This is a genomic window from Streptomyces sp. NPDC093225, assembly GCF_044753805.1.
Lineage (GTDB): Bacteria > Actinomycetota > Actinomycetes > Streptomycetales > Streptomycetaceae > Streptomyces.
The window spans coordinates 87,997-107,276 of the sequence record NZ_JBIVNX010000012.1 but is presented as its reverse complement, the minus strand read 5'-3'; the positions used below and the strand labels follow the sequence as shown (position 1 = coordinate 107,276).

The 19,280-nt window shown below is 74.5% G+C and carries 18 protein-coding genes; 5 read left to right on the top strand and 13 right to left on the bottom strand.

Annotated elements, in window-relative coordinates; translation table 11 throughout:
* Positions 1 to 22: 22 nt before the first annotated feature.
* A complete protein-coding gene (locus ACIQCH_RS14065; RefSeq protein ID WP_402580929.1) occupies positions 23 to 469 on the bottom strand; it encodes an Lrp/AsnC family transcriptional regulator in 447 nt (148 codons plus the stop codon).
* Positions 470 to 563: 94 nt separating this feature from the next.
* Here ACIQCH_RS14065 and ACIQCH_RS14060 point away from each other — a divergent pair, with 94 nt between their 5' ends.
* Positions 564 to 1,067: a rhodanese-like domain-containing protein gene (locus ACIQCH_RS14060; RefSeq protein WP_402580928.1), complete on the top strand. Its 504-nt coding sequence runs from the start codon at positions 564 to 566 to the stop codon at positions 1,065 to 1,067.
* Positions 1,068 to 1,133: 66 nt separating this feature from the next.
* Here the strand turns inward: ACIQCH_RS14060 and ACIQCH_RS14055 are convergent, their stop codons facing one another.
* The 4 genes from ACIQCH_RS14055 to ACIQCH_RS14040 form a co-directional block, all read right to left on the bottom strand.
* Positions 1,134 to 2,825, bottom strand: coding sequence for a DUF885 domain-containing protein (locus ACIQCH_RS14055; protein ID WP_402580927.1), 1,692 nt, complete (start codon positions 2,823 to 2,825; stop codon positions 1,134 to 1,136).
* 32 nt (positions 2,826 to 2,857) lie between these two features.
* Positions 2,858 to 4,258 carry a GNAT family N-acetyltransferase gene (locus tag ACIQCH_RS14050; protein WP_402580926.1) on the bottom strand — a complete coding sequence of 467 codons (1,401 nt, stop codon included), beginning with the start codon at positions 4,256 to 4,258 and terminating at the stop codon, positions 2,858 to 2,860.
* A gap of 137 nt (positions 4,259 to 4,395) precedes the next feature.
* The gene (locus tag ACIQCH_RS14045; protein ID WP_402580925.1) at positions 4,396 to 6,033 is read right to left on the bottom strand and encodes an alkaline phosphatase D family protein; all 1,638 of its coding nucleotides are present in this window, start codon (positions 6,031 to 6,033) and stop codon (positions 4,396 to 4,398) included.
* 115 nt (positions 6,034 to 6,148) lie between these two features.
* Complete coding sequence (locus tag ACIQCH_RS14040; RefSeq protein WP_402580924.1) at positions 6,149 to 6,988, bottom strand: alpha/beta fold hydrolase; 840 nt, start codon at positions 6,986 to 6,988, stop codon at positions 6,149 to 6,151.
* A 384-nt stretch (positions 6,989 to 7,372) separates the two neighbouring features.
* Between ACIQCH_RS14040 and ACIQCH_RS14035 the strand changes: the two genes are divergently transcribed.
* Positions 7,373 to 8,137, top strand: coding sequence for a GntR family transcriptional regulator (locus tag ACIQCH_RS14035; RefSeq protein WP_402580923.1), 765 nt, complete (start codon positions 7,373 to 7,375; stop codon positions 8,135 to 8,137).
* 107 nt (positions 8,138 to 8,244) lie between these two features.
* Here the strand turns inward: ACIQCH_RS14035 and ACIQCH_RS14030 are convergent, their stop codons facing one another.
* The 3 genes from ACIQCH_RS14030 to ACIQCH_RS14020 all read right to left on the bottom strand — a co-directional run bounded on the left by ACIQCH_RS14030 (position 8,245) and on the right by ACIQCH_RS14020 (position 11,396).
* On the bottom strand, positions 8,245 to 9,399 hold the full coding sequence (locus ACIQCH_RS14030; RefSeq protein WP_402580922.1) for an ROK family transcriptional regulator: 1,155 nt from the start codon (positions 9,397 to 9,399) through the stop codon (positions 8,245 to 8,247).
* 140 nt (positions 9,400 to 9,539) lie between these two features.
* Complete coding sequence (locus ACIQCH_RS14025; protein ID WP_402580921.1) at positions 9,540 to 10,190, bottom strand: response regulator; 651 nt, start codon at positions 10,188 to 10,190, stop codon at positions 9,540 to 9,542.
* A gap of 27 nt (positions 10,191 to 10,217) precedes the next feature.
* Complete coding sequence (locus ACIQCH_RS14020) at positions 10,218 to 11,396, bottom strand: sensor histidine kinase (RefSeq protein WP_402580920.1); 1,179 nt, start codon at positions 11,394 to 11,396, stop codon at positions 10,218 to 10,220.
* 108 nt (positions 11,397 to 11,504) lie between these two features.
* Here ACIQCH_RS14020 and ACIQCH_RS14015 point away from each other — a divergent pair, with 108 nt between their 5' ends.
* The 3 genes from ACIQCH_RS14015 to ACIQCH_RS14005 are packed head-to-tail and all read left to right on the top strand — an operon-like array spanning position 11,505 to position 13,727.
* Positions 11,505 to 12,500 (top strand): ATP-binding cassette domain-containing protein, encoded by a 996-nt coding sequence (locus ACIQCH_RS14015; protein WP_402580919.1) that lies wholly within the window; start codon positions 11,505 to 11,507, stop codon positions 12,498 to 12,500.
* A gap of 2 nt (positions 12,501 to 12,502) precedes the next feature.
* Positions 12,503 to 13,249 (top strand): ABC transporter permease subunit, encoded by a 747-nt coding sequence (locus ACIQCH_RS14010; protein ID WP_402580918.1) that lies wholly within the window; start codon positions 12,503 to 12,505, stop codon positions 13,247 to 13,249.
* Positions 13,250 to 13,289: 40 nt separating this feature from the next.
* On the top strand, positions 13,290 to 13,727 hold the full coding sequence (locus ACIQCH_RS14005; RefSeq protein ID WP_402580917.1) for a hypothetical protein: 438 nt from the start codon (positions 13,290 to 13,292) through the stop codon (positions 13,725 to 13,727).
* 6 nt (positions 13,728 to 13,733) lie between these two features.
* On the opposite strand, the gene mug is transcribed toward ACIQCH_RS14005, so the two are convergent.
* The 5 genes from mug to ACIQCH_RS13980 form a co-directional block, all read right to left on the bottom strand.
* On the bottom strand, positions 13,734 to 14,312 hold the full coding sequence (gene mug / locus ACIQCH_RS14000; RefSeq protein WP_402580999.1) for a G/U mismatch-specific DNA glycosylase: 579 nt from the start codon (positions 14,310 to 14,312) through the stop codon (positions 13,734 to 13,736).
* Positions 14,309 to 15,742, bottom strand: coding sequence for an adenylosuccinate lyase (purB, locus tag ACIQCH_RS13995; RefSeq protein ID WP_402580916.1), 1,434 nt, complete (start codon positions 15,740 to 15,742; stop codon positions 14,309 to 14,311). The genes mug and purB overlap by 4 nt, the downstream gene beginning before the upstream one ends.
* A 102-nt stretch (positions 15,743 to 15,844) precedes the next feature.
* Positions 15,845 to 16,636, bottom strand: a complete 792-nt coding sequence (locus tag ACIQCH_RS13990) for an SGNH/GDSL hydrolase family protein (RefSeq protein WP_402580915.1) — start codon at positions 16,634 to 16,636, stop codon at positions 15,845 to 15,847.
* 37 nt (positions 16,637 to 16,673) lie between these two features.
* Positions 16,674 to 17,693: a hemolysin family protein gene (locus tag ACIQCH_RS13985; RefSeq protein ID WP_402580914.1), complete on the bottom strand. Its 1,020-nt coding sequence runs from the start codon at positions 17,691 to 17,693 to the stop codon at positions 16,674 to 16,676.
* Entirely contained in the window at positions 17,690 to 19,159 is a 1,470-nt protein-coding gene (locus tag ACIQCH_RS13980) for a hemolysin family protein (protein ID WP_402580913.1), read from the bottom strand. The genes ACIQCH_RS13985 and ACIQCH_RS13980 overlap by 4 nt, the downstream gene beginning before the upstream one ends.
* Between the last annotated feature and the right edge of the window lie 121 nt (positions 19,160 to 19,280).

The following is a 19,280-nucleotide window of genomic DNA, read 5'->3' as shown; positions in this document are numbered from 1 at the left end:
GACCCGCGCCCCTGGGGGCCGTTCAGCCGCTGATGGCCCGCCGGGGCAGCGGCGAGGAGTACACCACGCTCGTGGTCACCGACCCGAGCGAGGAGATCCGGCCGGCCACCTCCTCCAGGTGCGCCATCGAGCGGGCGGCCACCTTCAGGACGAAGCAGTCCTCGCCCGTCACGTGGTGGGCCTCCAGGATCTCCGGCGTGCTCTCGAGCAGGTCGTGGAACGGCTTGTAGTTGCCGTGCGGGTAGCGCAGGCGGGTGAACGCCAGGATCGGCAGGCCCAGCCGCTCCTGGTCGACCACCGCCGCGTAGCCGGTGATGACGCCCGCTTCTTCGAGGCGGCGCACCCGCTCCGTCACCGCGCTCGCCGACATCGAGACGGCCCGCGCGAGGTCGGCGTAGCTGGCCCGTCCGTCGCGCTGGAGGGCCTCGAGGATGCGCCAATCGGTGGCGTCAGGGGAATAGGCGGTCATGTGCCAGGAGTACCAGGGGATTCACCGGTCGATCAAGGTGAGTGCCGGGGAATCCCCCTTCCGGGCATGATCAACGCTTTGTAGATTTTCGGGCATGACGACGCAGACGAACCCCAGCCAGGCGCCCGCCCCCACCAACCCCGTGCTCCGCGTGCCGCCCGCCTCCCCGGCCGCCGCGGCCGCGTACTTCGCCGCCAGCCTCGCCTTCCACGCCGACGTCTCCGACGTGGCCGCCGCGCTCGGGGCCGAGGGCGACCCGGGCTTCGTCCTCGTCGACTCCCGCTCCACCGCCGCCTGGGACCAGGCGCACGTCCCCGGCGCGGTCCACCTGCCGACCGCCCTGATCCCCGAGCAGGCCCCCGACCTCCTCGACAGGTCGGTCCCCGTCGTGACGTACTGCTGGGGCCCGGGCTGCAACGGCGGCACCCGCGCCGCCCTCGCGCTCGCCGAACTCGGCTACCAGGTCAAGGAGATGCTGGGCGGCATCGAGTACTGGATCCGCGAGGGCTTCGAGGTCGAGACCTGGCAGGGCCGCGAGCGGCGCGCCGGGGCGGACCCGCTGACGGCGCCCACGGACTCGGACGACTGCGGCTGCTGACCCGCCCGTACGCCGAACGGCCGCCCGCTCCCCGGAGGGAACGGGCGGCCGTCGTGACGTGCGGGGTCAGAGCTTGGACAGCTCGTCCACCAGGTCGTCCAGGCCCAGCGAGCCCTGCGACAGCGCCGCCATGTGCCAGGCCTTCGCGTCGAAGGAGTCGCCGTGCGCCGCCCGGGCGTTGTCGCGGCCGAGCAGCCAGGCGCGCTCGCCCAGCTTGTAGCCGATGGCCTGGCCCGGCATCGAAAGGTAGCGGGTCAGCTCGCTCTCGACGAAGTCCGCCGGCCGGCCGCTGTGCAGCCCGAAGAACTCCTGCGCCAGGTCCGGGGTCCACCGCTCGCCCGGGTGGAACGGCGAGTCCGCCGGGATCTCCAGCTCCAGGTGCATGCCGATGTCGACGATGACGCGGCAGGCGCGCATCATCTGGCAGTCCAGGTAGCCCAGCCGCTGCTCGGCGTCCTTGAGGAAGCCCAGCTCGTCCATCAGGCGCTCCGCGTACAGCGCCCAGCCCTCGGCGTTGGCGCTGACGATGCCCACGGTGGCCTGGTAGCGGGAGAGCTGGTCCGCCACGTGCACCCACTGGGCCAGCTGCAGGTGGTGGCCCGGAACGCCCTCGTGGTACCAGGTCGACACCAGGTCGTAGACGGGGAACGCCGCCTGGCCCATGGTCGGCAGCCAGGTGCGGCCGGGGCGCGAGAAGTCCTCCGACGGGGGCGTGTAGTACGGGGCGGCCGCGCCGCCCGCCGGGGCGATGCGGGACTCCACCCGGCGCACCCGCTCGGCGAGTTCGAAGTGGGTGCCGTCGAGGGCGTCCATCGCCTCGTCCATCACGCCCTGCAGCCAGGCCTGGACCTCGTCGACCGGGATCAGGGTGCCGTGCTCGTCGAGGTGCTTGAGCGCCTCCCACGGACCCGCGCCCGGCAGGATCTTGGCGGCCTCGGTCTTCATCTCGGCGAGCAGGCGGTGATACTCGGCCCAGCCGTAGGCGTACGCCTCGTCCAGGTCCAGGTCCGTGCCGTTGAAGTAGCGCGACCAGCGGGCGTACCGCTCGCGGCCGACCGTCTCCGGCTTGCCGGCGACGGCCGGGGCGTACACGTCGCGCATCCAGTCGCGCAGCGCCACCACGGCGGCCGTCGCCACCCCGGCGGCCTCGTCGAGCTCGGCGCCCAGTGCGTCGGGGCCGCCCGCGGCGAACTCCGCGAAGAACGCCTGGCCTTCTCCGTCCTCGCCGGCCCAGGAGGTGAGCTGCTCGACGAAGGTGGCGGCCGGGCGCGGGGCGCCCCACAGCCCGCGCTCCAGACCGAGCTCCAGGCCGGCCCGGTAGCCCTCGAGGGCCGTCGGGACCGCGTGCAGCCGCTGCACGAGGGCCGCCCAGTCCTCGTCGGTGTCGGCCGGGGTGAGGGTGAAGACCTCACGGACCGCGTGCACCGGCGAGTGGATGTTCGACACGGCGCGGAGGTCTTCGTCTGCGTCGTGCACGGCCAGTTCGGCGGTCAGGCGCTCCCGCAGCAGGCGGGCGCAGCGGCGCTCGGCGTCGCTGTCCGCACCCGGCAGCCGCTCGGCGTCGTCGAGCTTGCGCAGCGTGGTGCGGGCGAGCTCGGCGACGGCCGCGCGGCCGGCGGGGGAGAAGTCGGGGAGGGCGGAGGAGCTCTCCGCGACGCCGAGGTAGGTGCCGGTGATCGGGTCGAGCGCGATGAGGTCGTCGACGTACGCGTCGGCGACCTCTCGGGGCAGCTGATGGCCGTGCTGGGTGTCTGACATGCGGACATCTTCGTACGCGGAAGGGGTCCTCGTCACCACCGTTCGGTGCGAACCTCCTGACGCGCACGGTCCGGGTCCACCGGGGCGGCCTCGAGCCGGGCGGTGATCACGAGGGTGCCCTCCTCGATCTGGTAGTCGAGGGGCAGACCCAGGCCGCGCATCGCGGCCACCATGCCGGTGTTGGCGGCGCGCGTGACGGCGTACACGCTGTCGCAACCGGCTTCGCCGGCCATCTCGATCAGTCGGCGCAGCAGCTCCGAGCCGATGCCGCGGCGCTGCCAGGCGTCCTCGATCAGCAGGGCGACCTCGGTCTCGTCGCCGTCCCACAGCAGGTGTCCGAGGGCGACCAGGCGGCCCGAGGCGGTCCAGGCGGCGAGGGTGCGGCCGTAGCGGGGGCTGAGCAGGTGGCCGAGGTAGCGGTCGGCGTCGGAGACGGGTCCGTGGTAGCGCAGCGCCAGGGTGCGCTCCGAGCAGCGGTCGTGCATCGCGCGCGCGGCGTCCAGGTCGGTGGTGTCGGCGCGGCGGACGGTGATCGCGTTGCCCTCGGGGAGCGTCAGGACGTCCTGGCTGCGCGGGACCCGCGGGCCGAGCCGGGCGTCGAGCTCCACCAGGGCGCGGGCCCGGGCGAACTCGGTCGGGGTGAACGGCAGGTGGGGGCGTTCGATCGTGATGGCGCCGCCGGACGGGTCGCGCAGCCGCATCACGGTCTCCTCCAGCACGCCCTCGACGGGGGTGTCGGCGCCGGCGTGCGGGCGGCCGGAGAGGGTGGTCGCGGGGATCGAGTGGATGGTGCAGCGGCCCAGCAGCTGGCGCAGGGCGAGGGGGAGCTCGGCGGCGTCGAGGGCGGTGCGGGTGGCCAGGCCAAGAACCCGGGTCGGGGTGTCCACGAGGTCGTGGGCGTCGGCCCGCTCCAGCCACGTCCGGCGGCCGCCGCCGGACGCCACGGCCCGGGTCAGCTCGGCGGCGGGCAGCTCCTGGGGGGCTCGCAGGAGGAACTCGTCGGCGGTGCCGCCCTCGGCCAGCGGGTGGGTCTGGAGGGTGAGGATGTCGACCCCGTGCCGGGCCAGGGCGCCGCACAGCGCGGCGAGGCTGCCGGGCTCGTCCCGTACGGTCGTCCGCATCCGCCACAGGGTGCCGCCGGCCGGGGTGCGGCGGCCGGCGGCCGGGGCCCGTGCGGCTCCGGCGGCGGGAGTGGTGGGCGGGGGCGGCGGCGCATGGCTGTGCCGCCGCGCCCACCACATGTGGAAGCCGGAGGCGGCGAGCAGGGCCACCGCCGAGGCGACGAGCAGGACCGGGCCGTCGGGGCCGTGCACGACGAGGTTCGCGAGGGCGTCGGCCACCGCCACCGCGGTGAAGAGCGCGGCGAGTTCGACGAGGTCGCGGCGCCAGTGGTGACGGGTGGGGCGGGCGGAGGCAGGAGTGCGATCAGTCATGCCACCACTCTTCCGGCGTGGTGTTGCCTGATCACGAACGCACTGTGACCGACTGGTAAAAGGTGGATCTGGCCTGTTTCGCCCTGTTTTCCTGGCGTGTTGTGCCGGGCTCTCCGCCCCCTCCGCCACTCTTGACGCTACTGTCCCACACGTCCCGGCTGGAGGACCTTCGTGAAGAGCACCCGGCCGCCTTCCCGGCGCAGTCGGACGGTCAACTCGCCGGAATCCCCGTCGATCTCCACCTCGCCGTAGTTCGGCGGCTGCTCGGCGGGCGACAGGTTGGGCGTGGCGGGGGCCGACAGGAACGCGAACTCCGGTCCGAACGTGCCGTCGAGTCGGGAGGCCGGGAAGGCACCCGCCCCGATCGGGCCGGAGACGAACTCCCAGAACGGTGCGAAGTCGGAGAAGGCCGCCCGCTCGGGCGCGTAGTACTGGGCCGAGGTGTAGTGGACGTCGGCGGTGAGCCAGACGGTGCCCGTGATGCGCTGGTGCTTGATGTGACGGAGCAGCTCGGCGATCTGGAGCTCACGGCCCAGCGGGGCGCCCGGGTCGCCCTGCGCGACGGCCTCGAAGTCGGCCGCTCCGTCGGGCACCACGATGCCCAGCGGCATGTCGGCGGCGATCACCTTCCACACCGCGCGGGATCGGGACAGCTCCCGCTTGAGCCAGGCCAGTTGCTCCGCGCCCAGGATGCCGACCGGGTCGGAGTCCTGGCGGTCGGGGGAGTTGGCGTTGCGGTAGGTGCGCATGTCCAGGACGAAGAGGTCGAGCAGCGGGCCGTGCGGGACCACGCGGTGGATCCGGCCGCCGGGCCGCCCCCGCGTCCGGCCGGGCGCCAGCGGGACGTACTCGCCGAAGGCGCGGCGGGCCCGGGCGGCGAGCACGTCCACGTCCTTGACCGTGTAGCGGGGGTCGTCGAGCAGCTGGCCCGGGTACCAGTTGTTGCGGACCTCGTGGTCGTCCCACTGGACCACGGTCGGCACCTGAGCCTGGAAGCGCCTGTACGGCTCGTCGAGCAGGTTGTAGCGGAAATTGCCGCGGAACTCGGCGAGGGTCTCGGCGACCTTCGACTTCTCCTCGGTCGTCACGTTGCGCCAGAGCGTGCCGTCCTGCTGCGTCGCGGTGGCCTGGATGGGGCCGTCCGCGTACACGGTGTCGCCGCTGAAGAGGAAGAAGTCGGGGTCCAGGCCGCGCATCTCGTCGAAGACGGTGTGGCCGCCGCGGTCGGGGTTGATGCCCCAGCCCTGTCCCGCGAGGTCGCCGGACCACAGGAAGCGCACCCCCGAGCGGCGCCCGGCGGGGGCGGTGCGGAAGGTGCCGTGGACGGGGCGCGAGGCGCGGCGCGGGTCGTCGGGGTCGGCGAGCAGCACGCGGTAGTGGACCTGGGTGCCGGCGGGCAGGCCGTGCAGGGCCGTGGTGCCGGTGAAGTCGGTGCCGGGGCCGAGCAGCGGCCCGTACCAGAGGCGGCGGCCGTGTCGGAACGTCTCGGTGGGGGAGGTCTCCACGAGCATGCGCGCGGGCCGGTCCGAGCGCGCCCACACGAGCGCGGTGTGGGCCGTGACCTCGCCGGCCTGGACTCCCCAGCGGGCCTCGGGGCGGCCGGCGAGCGCGAACGCGGGGGCCGCGGCCAGCGGTGCGGGCAGGGTGAGCGCGGCGGTGGCGGCCAGCGAGCCGCGCAGCAGCGCGCGGCGGGCGGGCCCGGGCTCCGGGCGGCGGCCGGGCGCGGGCTGCTGGCCGGCGTTCGGGGCGGCGGAGGGGTGCGGCAGCGACGGCATCGCGGGCCTTTCGTGGGCCGTGCGTGGACGGGGTGGCCCAGTGTGCCGCCGACCCACCGGGCCACCCCCTACGGCGCACGAACCGCCGGTGAACAGATGACCAACCGTCAGACGGTCAGCGGGCGGCCCGGGTCGTGTCCCGGATGACCCGGGCCACGAGTGCGGGGTCGTCGTTCATCGGTACGTGGCCGCAGCCGCGCAGCCGGACCAGCCGGGCGTCCGGCACCGTCCGCTTGGCCCGTACGCCCTGGCGGGGCAGCAGCAGCCGGTCGCGGTCGCCCCAGGCGATGGTGACGGGAAGCCCGGGCACGTCGTCGGAGAAGCGCACCCGCGTGCCGGCCGCGAGGGTCTCGGCGAAGCCGTGCGCGCCGCGCAGGGCCAGCGTCTCGGCGACCACGGCCTCGGGTGAACGGCGGCCCGGGCGGGCGTAGATGGTGCCGGTCAGGGCCGCCCGGCCGGCACGGGTGCGGGCGAGCCGCTCGACCGCGGGGCGCGGCAGGGCCCTGGCCCCGGCCCGCATGGCGCGCAGGGTCGTGAACGCGTAGCGGCGCTCGGGCTCGTTCCAGAAGCCGGCGGGGGACAGCGCGGTGACGGAGCGGACCGTCTTGTCGCGGCCCATCTCCAGCGCGATCAGCCCGCCGAGGGAGTTGCCGGCCACGTGCGGGCGGTCCAGGCCGAGCGCCTCGCAGAGCGCGCCGAGTGCGGGAACGATGCTGCCGAGGCCGTGCGGGACGCCGTCCGGCAGCGGCCCGGACGCGCCGAAGCCCGGCAGGTCGACGGCGACGACGTCGTGGTCGGCGGCGAGCAGGTCCAGCACCGGGTGCCAGGCCTGGAGGTGGTGGCCGATGCCGTGCAGGAGCAGCAGGGGCTCGCCCGCGCCGCGGCGCTCGTACGCGACGGTCGCCGTGCGGGGGCCGTGGGGAGAGGGGACGGGGAAGGAGACCGTGGCGGTCATGCTGCTCCTCGCTGCGCGTGAACGGTCGGGCACGGGCGCGTAGTTGGACACGCCGTCAGCCATCATTACCGTCGGGTAGCCGGGGCGCGCAAGGGCCGTGCCGCCGCGGTGCGCCGCCCGGGGCGGCGGCGCTGTGCGGGAGTGACCGACCGCGGCGGCGCCTCCTGCCCGACGCGGCGTGTCGTCCCGTTCGTCGCATTTGCAGTGCGCAAGAACATCCTGTGAACGGCCTGATACCTATGCCCGGTCTGCCCGGCAAAGGTATGAGGATTGGTCTTGACCAAGGGGGTGCGCCGCCCTATGGTCGCAGGGTTAGTGCAGGAACCTTTAATAAACAAAGGCGCGGAACTGCCGCTGGAGACAGCGACGGCAGGAGGAGTCAGGGTGGGGACCACGCAGCTCGAAACGGTGCCGGAGCCGAAGTACTGGCACCTCAAGACCGTGCTCAGCGAGGCGCTCGATCAGGACTTCGCCGTGGGCGAGGTGCTGCCGAACGAACGCGAGCTGGCGGCCCGCTTCGGCGTGGCCCGGGCCACCCTCCGCCAGGCGCTGGAGCAGCTCGAGCTCGAAGGTCGGCTGCAGCGCCGGCGCGGCGTGGGCACCACGGTCGCGCCGCCGCGGGTGGGCGTGGCCGTCGGCGGCGGACGGGACAACTGGCCCGGCGAGGCCGCCGAGGGCTGGCAGGCCGTCGACGCCGCCGAGACGCTGCCCACCACCGCGCTCGCCGCCCTGCTCGGCGTCGACGCGGACACCAGGGTCCACACCGTCCGCCGCACCCGCGTCTCGCACGCGCAGCCCGTGGCCGCCGAGCTCCTGTACGTCCCGGCCGCCTCCGTGCCCGGCCTCTCCGGGATAGAGGCCCCCGCCGGACCGGCCCGGGCCCGCGCGGTGCTGCGCGAGCTGCGCCGGCTGGACCTGGTGGGCCAGGACCGCTCCGTGGAGCTGGGCTCCGCCCGCGCCGACGACGCCAAGGAACTGGACCGGCTGCCCGGCGCCCCCGTCCTCGTGGTCACCACGCGGTACCTGACCGCGGACGGCACGGCGGCCGTCTCGGTGGCCACCTATCGGGCCGACACCTGCCGCCTCACCTTCGGTGACAGCGGCGCGGACGTCGAGATCCACGACGGCGACGCGCGCCGCGCGTCCTGATCCGACCGATCCGACGGCTCGCAGCGCGACGCCATTCCCGCCCCGTCCGGCGTTCGCCCGGCCGGGGCGGCCGCGTGTCCGGGGCGCGCGCCCCCGGACCGACGGGCTCAGCGGCGGGCGGTGACCGTCTTCTCGATGGCGAAGAGCTGCTCCTCGACGTGGTCGAGGGCCAGCCGCAGGGCGCCGGTGGCCACGGCCGCCTCGCCCAGCATCGACAGCGTCACCCGCGGCGGCCGCAGGCAGTAGCGGGCCAGCTCCTCGCGCAGCGGGGCCAGTACGCCGTCCAGCCCGGCGGCCCAGCCGCCGACCACGACCAGCTCGGGGTCCATGGCCACCACCAGCGCCGCCACGTCGTGCACCAACCGCTGGATGAACCGCTCCACCGCGGCCTGCGCCTGCACGTCCCCGCCCCGGGCCTCGGCGAAGACCGCGGCCACGGCCTGCTCGTCCAGCGGGTGCAGGGGCTCGTCGGTGGTGGACAGCAGCGCCTCGGGCGTCACGTCCCGACCGAGCAGGTGCAGCGCCCCGATCTCGCCGGCCGCGCCGCCGAAGCCCCGGTGCAGCCGGCCGCCGATGAGCGAGCCCGCGCCGGGACTCAGGCCCGCCATCACGAAGACCACGTCGTCGGTGCCCCTGGCCGCACCCTTCCAGTGCTCCGCCACGGCCGCCGCGTTCGCGTCGTTCTCCACCAGCACCGGGCAGCGGAACGACCGGCGCAGCCGCTCGCCCAGCGGCAGCCCGGTCCAGCCGGGCAGCGCCGTGCCCAGCCGTACCGTGCCGTCCGCCTCGACGATGCCGGGGCTGCCGACCCCGACCGCGCGGAGCGAGTCGCGCGGCACCCCGGCCCGGCGCAGGAGGTCCGCCACGGTCGCGCGGATCTTCTCCAGCCGCTCGTCGGCGGTGGCGGTCTCGGAGACCTCCTTGGTGCCGGCGCCGATCACCCGGCCGTCCAGACCGGAGATGAGGACGGCCACGCGGTGGGAGCCGATCTCGATGCCGAGCAGGTGGCCCGCCTCCGCCCGGAAGCGGAACCGGCGGGCCGGGCGGCCCTGGCGCCGGGCCCCCTCCTCGACGTCGGCCTCGACGACGAGTCCGGAGGAGGTCAGGCCGTCCACGACCCCCTCCACGGTCGGTCGGGAGAGCCCGGTCGCCCGGGTGAGGTCGGTGAGGGTCGGTGCCCCCGCCGCGCGCAGTGCGCGCAGGACGACGGCGGAGTTGATCCGCCTGAGCAGAGAGGGATCCCCGCCGGTCAGCTGCCCCAACGTGATTCCTCCCAGCTCGTGCACCTGTTCAGGCGGATGGTACTGCGCCGCCCCGGGCCGGGCGAGGACGAGGGGGGCCTCGGCTCCGTTCCGCTCCGTTCCCCGTCCCCCCGCGCGGTGTCCGGCTGCCGGCCCGGCGGTCAGGCGGGCGTCACGAAGCCCGACTCGTACGCCGCGATCACCGCCTGCGTGCGGTCCCGCGCGCCCAGCTTCGTGAGCACCGCGCTGACGTGCGACTTGACCGTCTCCGCGCCGACGTACAGCTGCGCGGCGATCTCCGCGTTCGACAGGCCTCGCGCCATCAGCCGAAGCACCGCCTCCTCGCGGTCGGTGAGGGCGGCCGCCCGCAGGGCCGCCCGCGCGGCCCCGTTGCCGTACTCCGCCGCGAGCGCCCGGACCGCCGCGGGGAACAGCAGGCTCTCGCCCTCGGCGACGAGCCGCACCGCGTGCACGATCTCCGCCGGCCGGGCCCGCTTCAGCAGGAAGCCGTCGGCGCCGGCGCGCAGCGCCTGGTACACGTACTCGTCGTTCTCGAAGGTGGTGACCACCAGGATCTTCGGCGGCTCGGACACGGTCTTCAGCACCGCCCGGGTGGCCTCGATGCCGTCCAGCAGCGGCATCCGCACGTCCATCGCGACGACGTCGGGCCGCAGCTGCCGCACGAGCGGGACCACCGCCGCCCCGTCCGCGGCCTCGCCCACCACCTCGATGTCGGGCTGGGCGTCCAGGACCGCGCGCAGGCCCGCGCGCACGAGGGGCTCGTCGTCGACGAGGAGTACGGTGACCGGCATCCGCCCAGCGTAGGCGCTCGCGGCCGGTCAGCGTGCGGGCGCCAGCGGCAGCCGGGCGCGCACCCGCCACTGGCCCCGGTACGGGCCGGTGTCCGCCACGCCGCCCAGGAGCGCGGCCCGTTCGCGGATGCCCCGCAGGCCGCTGCCGCCGCCCGCGAACTGCGGGGCCCCCACCCGCGGCAGCGCGTTGACCACTTCCAGCTCCAACTCGTCCGCGCCCATGACGATCCTCACCCGAACGGGGACCGGACCGCAGTGCCGCAGCACGTTCGTCAGGGACTCCTGCAGGATCCGGTACCCCTCGCGGGCCACCGGGCCCGGCAACCGGTCCAACGGGCCGGTCAGTTCGGCCTCGACCGCCGCGCCCGAGCCGCGGGCCGACTCCAGCAGCCGGTCCGCCTCCGCCAGGGTCGGCGCGGCCGACGGCCGGGGCCCGCTCTCGCGCAGCACGAGCAGGACCCGCTCCAGGTCCTCCAGCGCGGCCCGGCCGGTGTCCTCGATCGCGGCCAACGCCCGCTCGGTGAACCCGGCGTCCCCCGCCGCCCGGGCCGCGCCCGCCTGCATCACGGCCACCGTCAGCGCGTGCCCGATCGAGTCGTGCAGCTCCCGCGCGATCCGGGCCCGCTCCAACAGCTGCTCGGTGCGCTCCTCCAGCACCGACAGCCGCTCGGCGGCGGACGGGCCGAGCAACTGCCGCGCCACCGCCGTGATCAGCCGCCCGAGCAGCACCACCACCGCGAAGAGCAGGGCCAGCGGGACCGGCACCAGGGCGGCCGCCACCCACCGGGGCAGCTCGGCCGTGGGGGCCAGGCCACCGCCGAGCGGGTGGCCGACGGCCTGGGCGGCCAGGTCCACCGCGGCGAAGGGCAGCCACGTCGTGGCGCCCACCGTGACGACCCCGACGAGCAGCCGCACTTCCAGCCACAGAGCCGTCCGCCAACGGTCGGCCCACGTGCTCGCGCGCGCGGTGGATATGGCCCCGTCCGCCCGTCCCCGCTCTGCCGGGGTCAGCAGGAACTGGGCCTGCAGACCCTCCATCAGCCGCACCCACGGCACCAGCCCGAGCGGCGGGATCAGCAGCGCCGGCCCCCACGGGTACCGGGGGAAGACGTAGAGCCAGACGGCGACCGCGAGCAGCGGAACGCACAGGTGCAGCCAGCGCGAGTACGTGACCGGCCGCAGGGTCGCGCGGAGGAGATGGGACATGCCGCCATCGTGCCAGCGGCCCTGCCGCCGCCATCTCCCCCGTACGGGGGAGGCGATCCCCCCGGGCGGGGGAGGAGCCGGGGCGGGGGCGGCGGCGACGCTGGGGGCATGAACGCGATCGAGATCCACGAACTGACCAAGGCGTACGGGACCGTCCGCGCCGTCGACCACCTCACCTTCACCGTCCGGCCCGGCCGGGTCACCGGATTCCTCGGGCCCAACGGCGCGGGGAAGTCCACGACCATGCGGCTGACGCTGGGCCTGGACCGCCCCACCGCGGGCCGCGCGACCATCGGCGGCCGCCCGTACACCGCACTCGACGAGCCGCTGCGGCACGTCGGCGCGTTGCTCGACCCGCAGGCGGCACACGGCGCGCGCACCGCGCGCGATCATCTCCTCGCGCTCGCCGCGGCGAGTCGGCTGCCGCCCCGGCGGGTGGACGCGGTGCTGGCGGAGACCGGCCTCGCGGAAGTCGCCCGGCGGCGGGTGCGCACCTTCTCCCTCGGCATGCGCCAGCGGCTGGGCATCGCGGCCGCCCTGCTCGGCGAGCCGGCCGTGCTGATGCTCGACGAGCCGACCAACGGGCTGGACCCGGAAGGCATCATCTGGATCCGCGAGCTGATGCGCCGGCTGGCCGCCGAAGGCCGCACCGTCCTCGTCTCCAGCCACCTGATGGCGGAGACCGCGGCGTGTGCCGACCACCTCGTGGTGCTCGGACGGGGCCGGTTGCTGGCCGACAGGTCGATGAAGGACTTCATCGACCTGCACAGCAGTCCCCGGGCCCGCGTCCGGACCTCGGACCCCGGCCGCCTGGAGCGGGCCCTGGCCCGGGACGGCCGGGTGCTGGTGCCGGCCGACGGCGGGTGCTGGGCCGTGGACGGGATACGCGCGGAGGAACTGGGCGCCCTCGCCGCCCGCGAGGGCGTGCCCGTGCTGGAACTCGTCGACGAGCGGGCCTCCCTGGAACAGGCCTACCTCGACCTCACCGCCGCCCACACCCCGTTCGCCGCCCCTCCCCCCTCCGCCGCGGCCCGGACCACCACCTCGACCCCGCCCGTGAGCCCGACCCCCACCTCGATCTCGAGCGCAGCCCGGGAGGCCTGACCATGCGTGCCCTTCCCACCCGCCCCGTCCTGCACTCGGAGTGGATCAAGATACGGTCGGTGCGGGCCACGCTCTGGTCCCTGGCCGGCATCTTCCTCGCCACCGTCGGCGTCACTGTCCTGGCCAGCGCGACCGTGGGCCGGGCCGAGGCCGACGACCTGGGCGGCGACCCGTTGTTCGGGGCGTTCTACGGACTGAACTTCGGGCAGATAGCGGCCCTCGCCTTCGGTGCCACCGCTTTCGCCGGCGAGTTCCACAACGGAGCCCTGCGGGTCAGCCTCGGGGCGGTCCCGGACCGGTCCCGGCTGTTCCTCTCCAAGGCCGCGGTGACCGGAGCCCTGGCCCTGGCCGCCGGCATCGCCACGGGATTCGCCGGATTCCTCGGCGGGCAGGCCTTCATGGGCCCGTACGCCCTGGGGCTCGGCGACCCCGGCGCGCTGCGCGCCGTGGTCGGCAGCGGGATCTACCTCGCGCTCATGGCCCTGCTCGCCGCGGGCCTGACGGCGGTGCTGCGCAGTGGGGCCCTGGTGCTGGGCATCCTCATACCCTTCGTGCTCATCGTCTCGTTCGTGGTCGGCGACATGGCCGGGGGCGCGGCCTCCTACCTCCCCGACCAGGCCGGACAGCTGGTGCTCTACCAACACCCCCCGGGTGCCCTGGGCCCGTGGACGGGCCTGGGCGTCACGGCACTGTGGTCGGCGGCCGCCCTGGCCGCGGGGTGGACGGTCCTGCGCCGCAGGGACGCCTGACGGCAGGCCAGTTGTCAGTGGCCCGCGGTTTACTGACGGCATGACCACGGCAGAGCAACTCGAGACCATCGACCGGCTGCGGACCGGTGCGCATCCCGGGGGGCACGGCGGGTCGCGCGGGGACCGGGACGGGCCCGGCCACCACCTCGTCGAGCTCGGCCGCACCCAGGACTTCTGGGAGGGTGACGGCTCCGACCGGGCCGGGGCGGCCGACCAGATCGACGCCGAATGCACCGCCCTGGTCCAGGCCCTGACCGACCGCTGGGGCCGGCCGGACGTGTTCAGCCCGGCGACCGTCCACGAGCGCGTGGTCGCGGGGGAGGAGATACCCGAGCCCTGGGGCGAGATCAGCGCGAGCACGGACCTGGTGAACCTGTGGCGCGCCGGCGAGCACTGGCTGGCGGTCTACGTCATCGACGCCGGCAGCCCGCACCCCTACCTCCTCATGGCCGCCCTCACCACTGCCGACCCGCCCTGACGGAGGTCAGTCGGGGAGGCCGGGGGTGAAGGGGATGTCGGGGGTGACGGGGGCGTCGGCGGCGGCGCGGAGGCGGGCGTACTCCTCGGCCATGGACTCGGCGGTCCAGTGGGCGTTGAGGCCGCTGGGGTTGGGAAGCGCCCAGATGCGGGTGGCGCCGATGGTGCGGTCCTGGGGGCCGATCTTCGCCCCGCGCTCGCCGAAGGCGGTGCGGTAGGCGGTGACGCCGACCACCGCGAGCCAGGACGGTCGGAGCCGGCGGACCTTCTGCTCCAGGAGGCGGCCGCCCTCGCGGAACTCCTCGGCGCCGAGCTCGTCGGCGCGGGCGGTGGCCCGGGCCACGACGTTGGTGATCCCGAGGCCGTAGTCGAGGAGCTCCTCCTGCTCGGCCGGCAGGAGCCGGCGCGGGGTGAAGCCCGCCAGGTGCAGCACGGGCCAGAAGCGGTTGCCCGGTCGGGCGAAGTGGTGGCCGGTTGCGGCGGACATCAGGCCCGGATTGATGCCGCAGAAGAGCACACGCAGACCGCCCGCGACCACGTCCGGGATGACGCGGTCACGGGCGGCGGCCAGTTCCTCGGGGGTCAGAGGATCGACCCCGGGGTGTAGGCGGCGGCCTCCGGGTGCTGCTTGGCGATCTCCTCGATGCGGGAGACGACCGAGGCGACCTGGTCGCCCGCCGCACCGGTGAAGGACAGCTTGTCGGCCATCAGGGCGTCCAGCTGGGCACGGTCCAGCGGGATGCGCTCGTCGGCGGCGAGCTTGCCGAGGAGCTCGTTGCGCTCCGCGCCCTGCTCGCGCATGGCCAGGGCGGAGGCGACGGCGTGCTCCTTGATGACCTCGTGGGCGACCTCGCGGCCGACACCGGCCCGCACCGCGCCCATGAGGACCTTGGTGGTGGCCAGGAAGGGGAGGTAGCGGTCCAGCTCGCGCGCCACGACGGCCGGGAAGGCGCCGAACTCGTCGAGCACGGTCAGGAAGGTCTCCATCAGGCCGTCCAGCGCGAAGAACGCGTCGGGCAGGGCCACGCGGCGGACCACGGAGCAGGAGACGTCGCCCTCGTTCCACTGGTCGCCCGCCAGCTCACCGGTCATCGAGGCGTAGCCGCGCAGGATGATCATGAAGCCGTTGACGCGCTCGCAGGAGCGGGTGTTCATCTTGTGGGGCATCGCGGAGGAGCCGACCTGGCCGGGCTTGAAGCCCTCGGTGACCAGCTCGTGGCCGGCCATCAGGCGGACCGTCTTGGCGATGGAGGACGGTGCGGCGGCCAGCTGCACCAGCGCGGTGACCACGTCGTAGTCGAGCGAGCGGGGGTAGACCTGGCCGACGGAGGTGAAGGCGTGCGCGAAGCCGAGGTGGCCGGCGATGCGCTGCTCCAGCTCGGCGAGCTTGCCTGCGTCGCCGCCGAGCAGGTCGAGCATGTCCTGGGCGGTGCCCACCGGGCCCTTGATGCCGCGCAGTGGGTAGCGCTCCAGCAGGTCCTCGAGGCGGGCGTAGGCGACGAGCAGCTCGTCGGCGGCGGTGGCGAAGCGCTTGCCGAGGGTGGTGGCCTGCGCGGCGACGTTGTGGGAGCGGCCGGCCATGACCAGTTCGGCGTGCTCCGCGGCCAGCTTGCCCAGGCGGGTCAGGACGGCCACCGTGCGGTCGCGGACCAGCTCCAGGGAGAGCCGGATCTGCAGCTGCTCGACGTTCTCGGTCAGGTCGCGCGAGGTCATGCCCTTGTGGACGTGCTCGTGGCCGGCGAGGGCGTTGAACTCCTCGATGCGGGCCTTCACGTCGTGGCGGGTGACCTTCTCGCGCTCCGCGATGGAGGCGAGGTCGACCTGCTCCAGGACGCGCTCGTAGTCGGCGAGGGCCGCGTCGGGGACCTCGATGCCGAGGTCCTTCTGGGCGCGCAGCACGGCGAGCCACAGCCGCCGCTCCAGCGTCACCTTGTACTCGGGGGACCACAGGACGGCGAGCTCCGCGGAGGCGTAGCGGCCGGCCAGGACATTGGGGATGCGGGGCTTGGCTGTCACGTGTAGGGATTCTACTGTCGGTTTGCGCAGGCCAGCGCCCCGCCCCCGATTGTGGCTTGCTACGAGAGCGGGCTCACGTGGCGCGGCCGGGCCGGGCCGCGCTCATGCCGGCGGCCCCTGCGGCAGGGGCGCGAAGGGCAGCAGCTCGGGCCGCTTGGCCGGCAGGCCGTCGCCGGAGGAGCGGCCGGTCAGCCGGCGGCCGATCCAGGGGAAGAGGTGCTGGCGGGCGAAGCGTACGTCCGCCACGCGCCGTTCGGCCCAGCCGGCCGGGAGCGCCGGCGGCAGCTCCGCCCGCCAGTCGTGCTCGGCCGGCAGGCCCAGCGTCTGCCAGACGGCCTCGGCCACCCGGCGGTGCCCTTCCGGCGTCAGGTGCAGCCGGTCGACGTCCCACAGCCGCTGGTCGCCCAGGGTCGGTGCCCCGTACAGGTCCACCACCAGGGCGTCGTGCCGGCGGGCCAGCTCGTCGACGAACGCGAAGAGCTCTTCCATGCGCGGTCGGAACCGCTCCATGACCGGTCCGTTGCGCCCGGGGGAGCGCATCAGTACCAGCCGACCGCACGAGGGGGCGAGCCGACCGGCGGCCTCCTCCAGGAGCCCGCGGACCCGGCCCATGTCGCACTTGGGCCGGAGCGCGTCGTTCAGCCCGCCCACCAGGGTGACGACGTCGGCCCGCATCGCGGCCGCCGCGTCCACCTGCTCCTCGACGATCTGGCCGATGAGCTTGCCCCGCACGGCGAGGTTCGCGTAGCGGAAGCCCGGCTCGCGGGCGGCCAGCCGCGCCGCGAGCAGATCGGCCCAGCCCCGGTACGACCCGTCGGGAAGCCGGTCGGACATCCCCTCGGTGAAGGAATCGCCGACCGCGACAAAACTGGTGTACGAGGCATTCATTTCCATGGCGGTGCGATGTTACCGCGCGGTTCGTCCGCCCCGCTCAGGTGTTCGCCGCATTCCCGAACAGCTCGCGCAGTACGTCCTCCATCGTCACCAGACCCGCGAGGGTGCCGTCCGTCCCCAGCACCGCCGCCAAGTGCGTACGGCTGCGCCGCATCGCGGTCAGCACGTCGTCCAGCGGCGTCTCGGCCCGTACCTGGGCGATCGGCCGCAGCGCGTCCGCCGGGAACGGCTCGTCCCGGCTGGGCGCGTCCAGCGTGTCCTTGACGTGCAGGTAGCCCAGGATCCGCCGCTGCCCGTCGACCACGGGGAAGCGCGAGTAGCCGGACCGGGCCGACAGCTGCTCCAGCTCCGCGGGGGTGAGCCCCTCCCGGGCGGTCACCACCCCCTCCACCCGCAGCACCACGTCCGCCACCGGCCGGCGCCCCAGCTCCAGCGCGTCGTGCAGGCGCTCGCTCGCCCGGTCGTCGAGCAGCCCGGCGTCGCTGGAGTCCTTCACCATGCGCGCCAGCTCGTCATCCGAGAAGGTGGCGGACACCTCGCCCTTGGCGTCCACCCGCAGCAGTCGCAGGAGCGCGTTGGCGAAGGCGTTGACCGCGAAGATCACCGGCCTCAGGGCCCGGGTCAGCGTCACCAGCGGCGGTCCGAGCGCCAGCGCGGTGCGCACCGGCTCGGACAGCGCCACGTTCTTCGGCACCATCTCGCCGAAGAGCATGTGCAGGTACGTCGCGACGGCGAGCGCGATCACGAAGGAGATCGCGTGCGTGGCTCCGGCCGGCACGCCCACGAGCTCGAAGAGCGGCGTGAGCAGGTGTTCGATCGCGGGCTCGGCCACCACGCCCAGCACCAGGGTGCACAGGGTGATGCCCAGCTGCGCCGCCGCCATGAGCGCCGAGACGTGCTCCAGGCCCCACAGGACGCTGCGCGCCCGCCGGTCGCCCTGCTCGGCGTACGGCTCGATCTGGCTGCGCCGGACCGAGATCAGCGCGAACTCCGCGCCGACGAAGAAGGCGTTGACCACCAGGGTCAGGAAGCCGATCAGCAGTTGCAGCGCGGTCATCGGTCCGTTCCCTCCTCGTCCTTGTCGCGGCCACCGGCCGCATGGCGGTCCGCACGCCCGCGGCGTCCGTCACCGCCGGGCCGGTCGGCGCCCCGGTGCCGGCCCTCGCCCCGGTGGCGCCGGTGGCGCCGGCCGTCCTCCTCGGCGGCCGGGACCGCGGGCGCGACCGGTGCGTGCAGCAGGACCCGCGAGGCGCGGCGCCCCACGGCGTCCACCACGTCCACCCGCCAGCCGTCCAGCTCCAGGCCGTCGCCCACCTCGGGTATCCGGCCGAGCTCGGTGGCGATGAGCCCGGCGAGCGTCTCGTACGGGCCGTCCGGCACGCGCAGCCCGATCCGGGCCAGCTGGTCGGTGCGGGCCGCGCCGTCGGCGGAGTAGAGCCGGCGGCCGCCGGCGTCGGTGCCGGCCGGGGCCAGGTCCGGCGTCTCGTGCGGGTCGTGCTCGTCGCGGACCTCGCCGACGACCTCCTCGACGATGTCCTCCAGCGTGGCCACGCCGGCGGTGCCGCCGTACTCGTCGATCACCACGGCCATCGTCTGCCGGCCCGAGAGGCGGTCCAGCAGCCGGTCCACGGTCAGCGACTCGGGCACCAGCAGCGGCTCGCGCAGCAGGCGCTCCACCGGGTACCGGTGCCGGTCCTCGGCGGGCAGCGCCAGCACGTCCTTGATGTGCACGGTCCCGACCACCGTGTCGAGGCTGCCCCGGTAGACCGGGAAGCGGGACAGGCCGGTGGCCTGGGTGGCGTTCGCGACGTCCTCGGCCGTGGTCTGCACGTCCAGCGCGGTGACCTGCACGCGCGGGGTCATCACGTTCTCGGCGGTCAGGTCGGCCAGGTTCAGCGTCCGTACGAACAGCTCGGCGGTGTCCTTCTCCAGCGCGCCCTCCTTCGCGGAGTGCCGTGCCAGCGCGACCAGCTCCTGCGGGGTACGGGCGGAGGCCAGCTCCTCGGCGGGCTCCATGCCCAGGCGGCGGACCATGTGGTTGGCGGTGGTGTTCAGGTGCCCGATGAGGGGCTTGAACACCATGCTGAAGACCCGCTGCGGGGTGGCCACGTGCCGGGCCACCGACAGCGGCGAGGAGATCGCCCAGTTCTTGGGGACGAGCTCGCCCACCACCATCAGGACCACGGTGGACAGGGCCGTGCCGAGCACCAGCGCCACCGAGGAGGCCGTGGTCTCGCCCAGCCCGATCGCCTCCAGCGGGCCGCGCAGCAGCGCGGCGATGGAGGGCTCGGAGAGCATGCCGATGACCAGGCCGGTGACGGTGATGCCGAGCTGGGCGCCGGAGAGCTGGAAGGTCAGGCTCCGGACGGCCTTCAGGGCGCTCTCGGCGCCGCGGTCGCCGCGCTCGACGGCCGCCTCCAGGTCCGCGCGCTCGATCGTGGTCAGCGAGAACTCCGCCGCCACGAAGACGCCGCAGGCGAGGCAGAGCAGCAGCGCCACCACGAGCAGAAGCACTTCGGTCATCGGTTCACCTCCGTCCCATGATCGGCCAGGGGGAGGCGTCGTGCGCGATGTCGGGTACTGGGAGGCTCGCCCATGGGCGGACGCTCACGCCTTTCGGTCGTCGGATCGGCCGCAGGGGCGG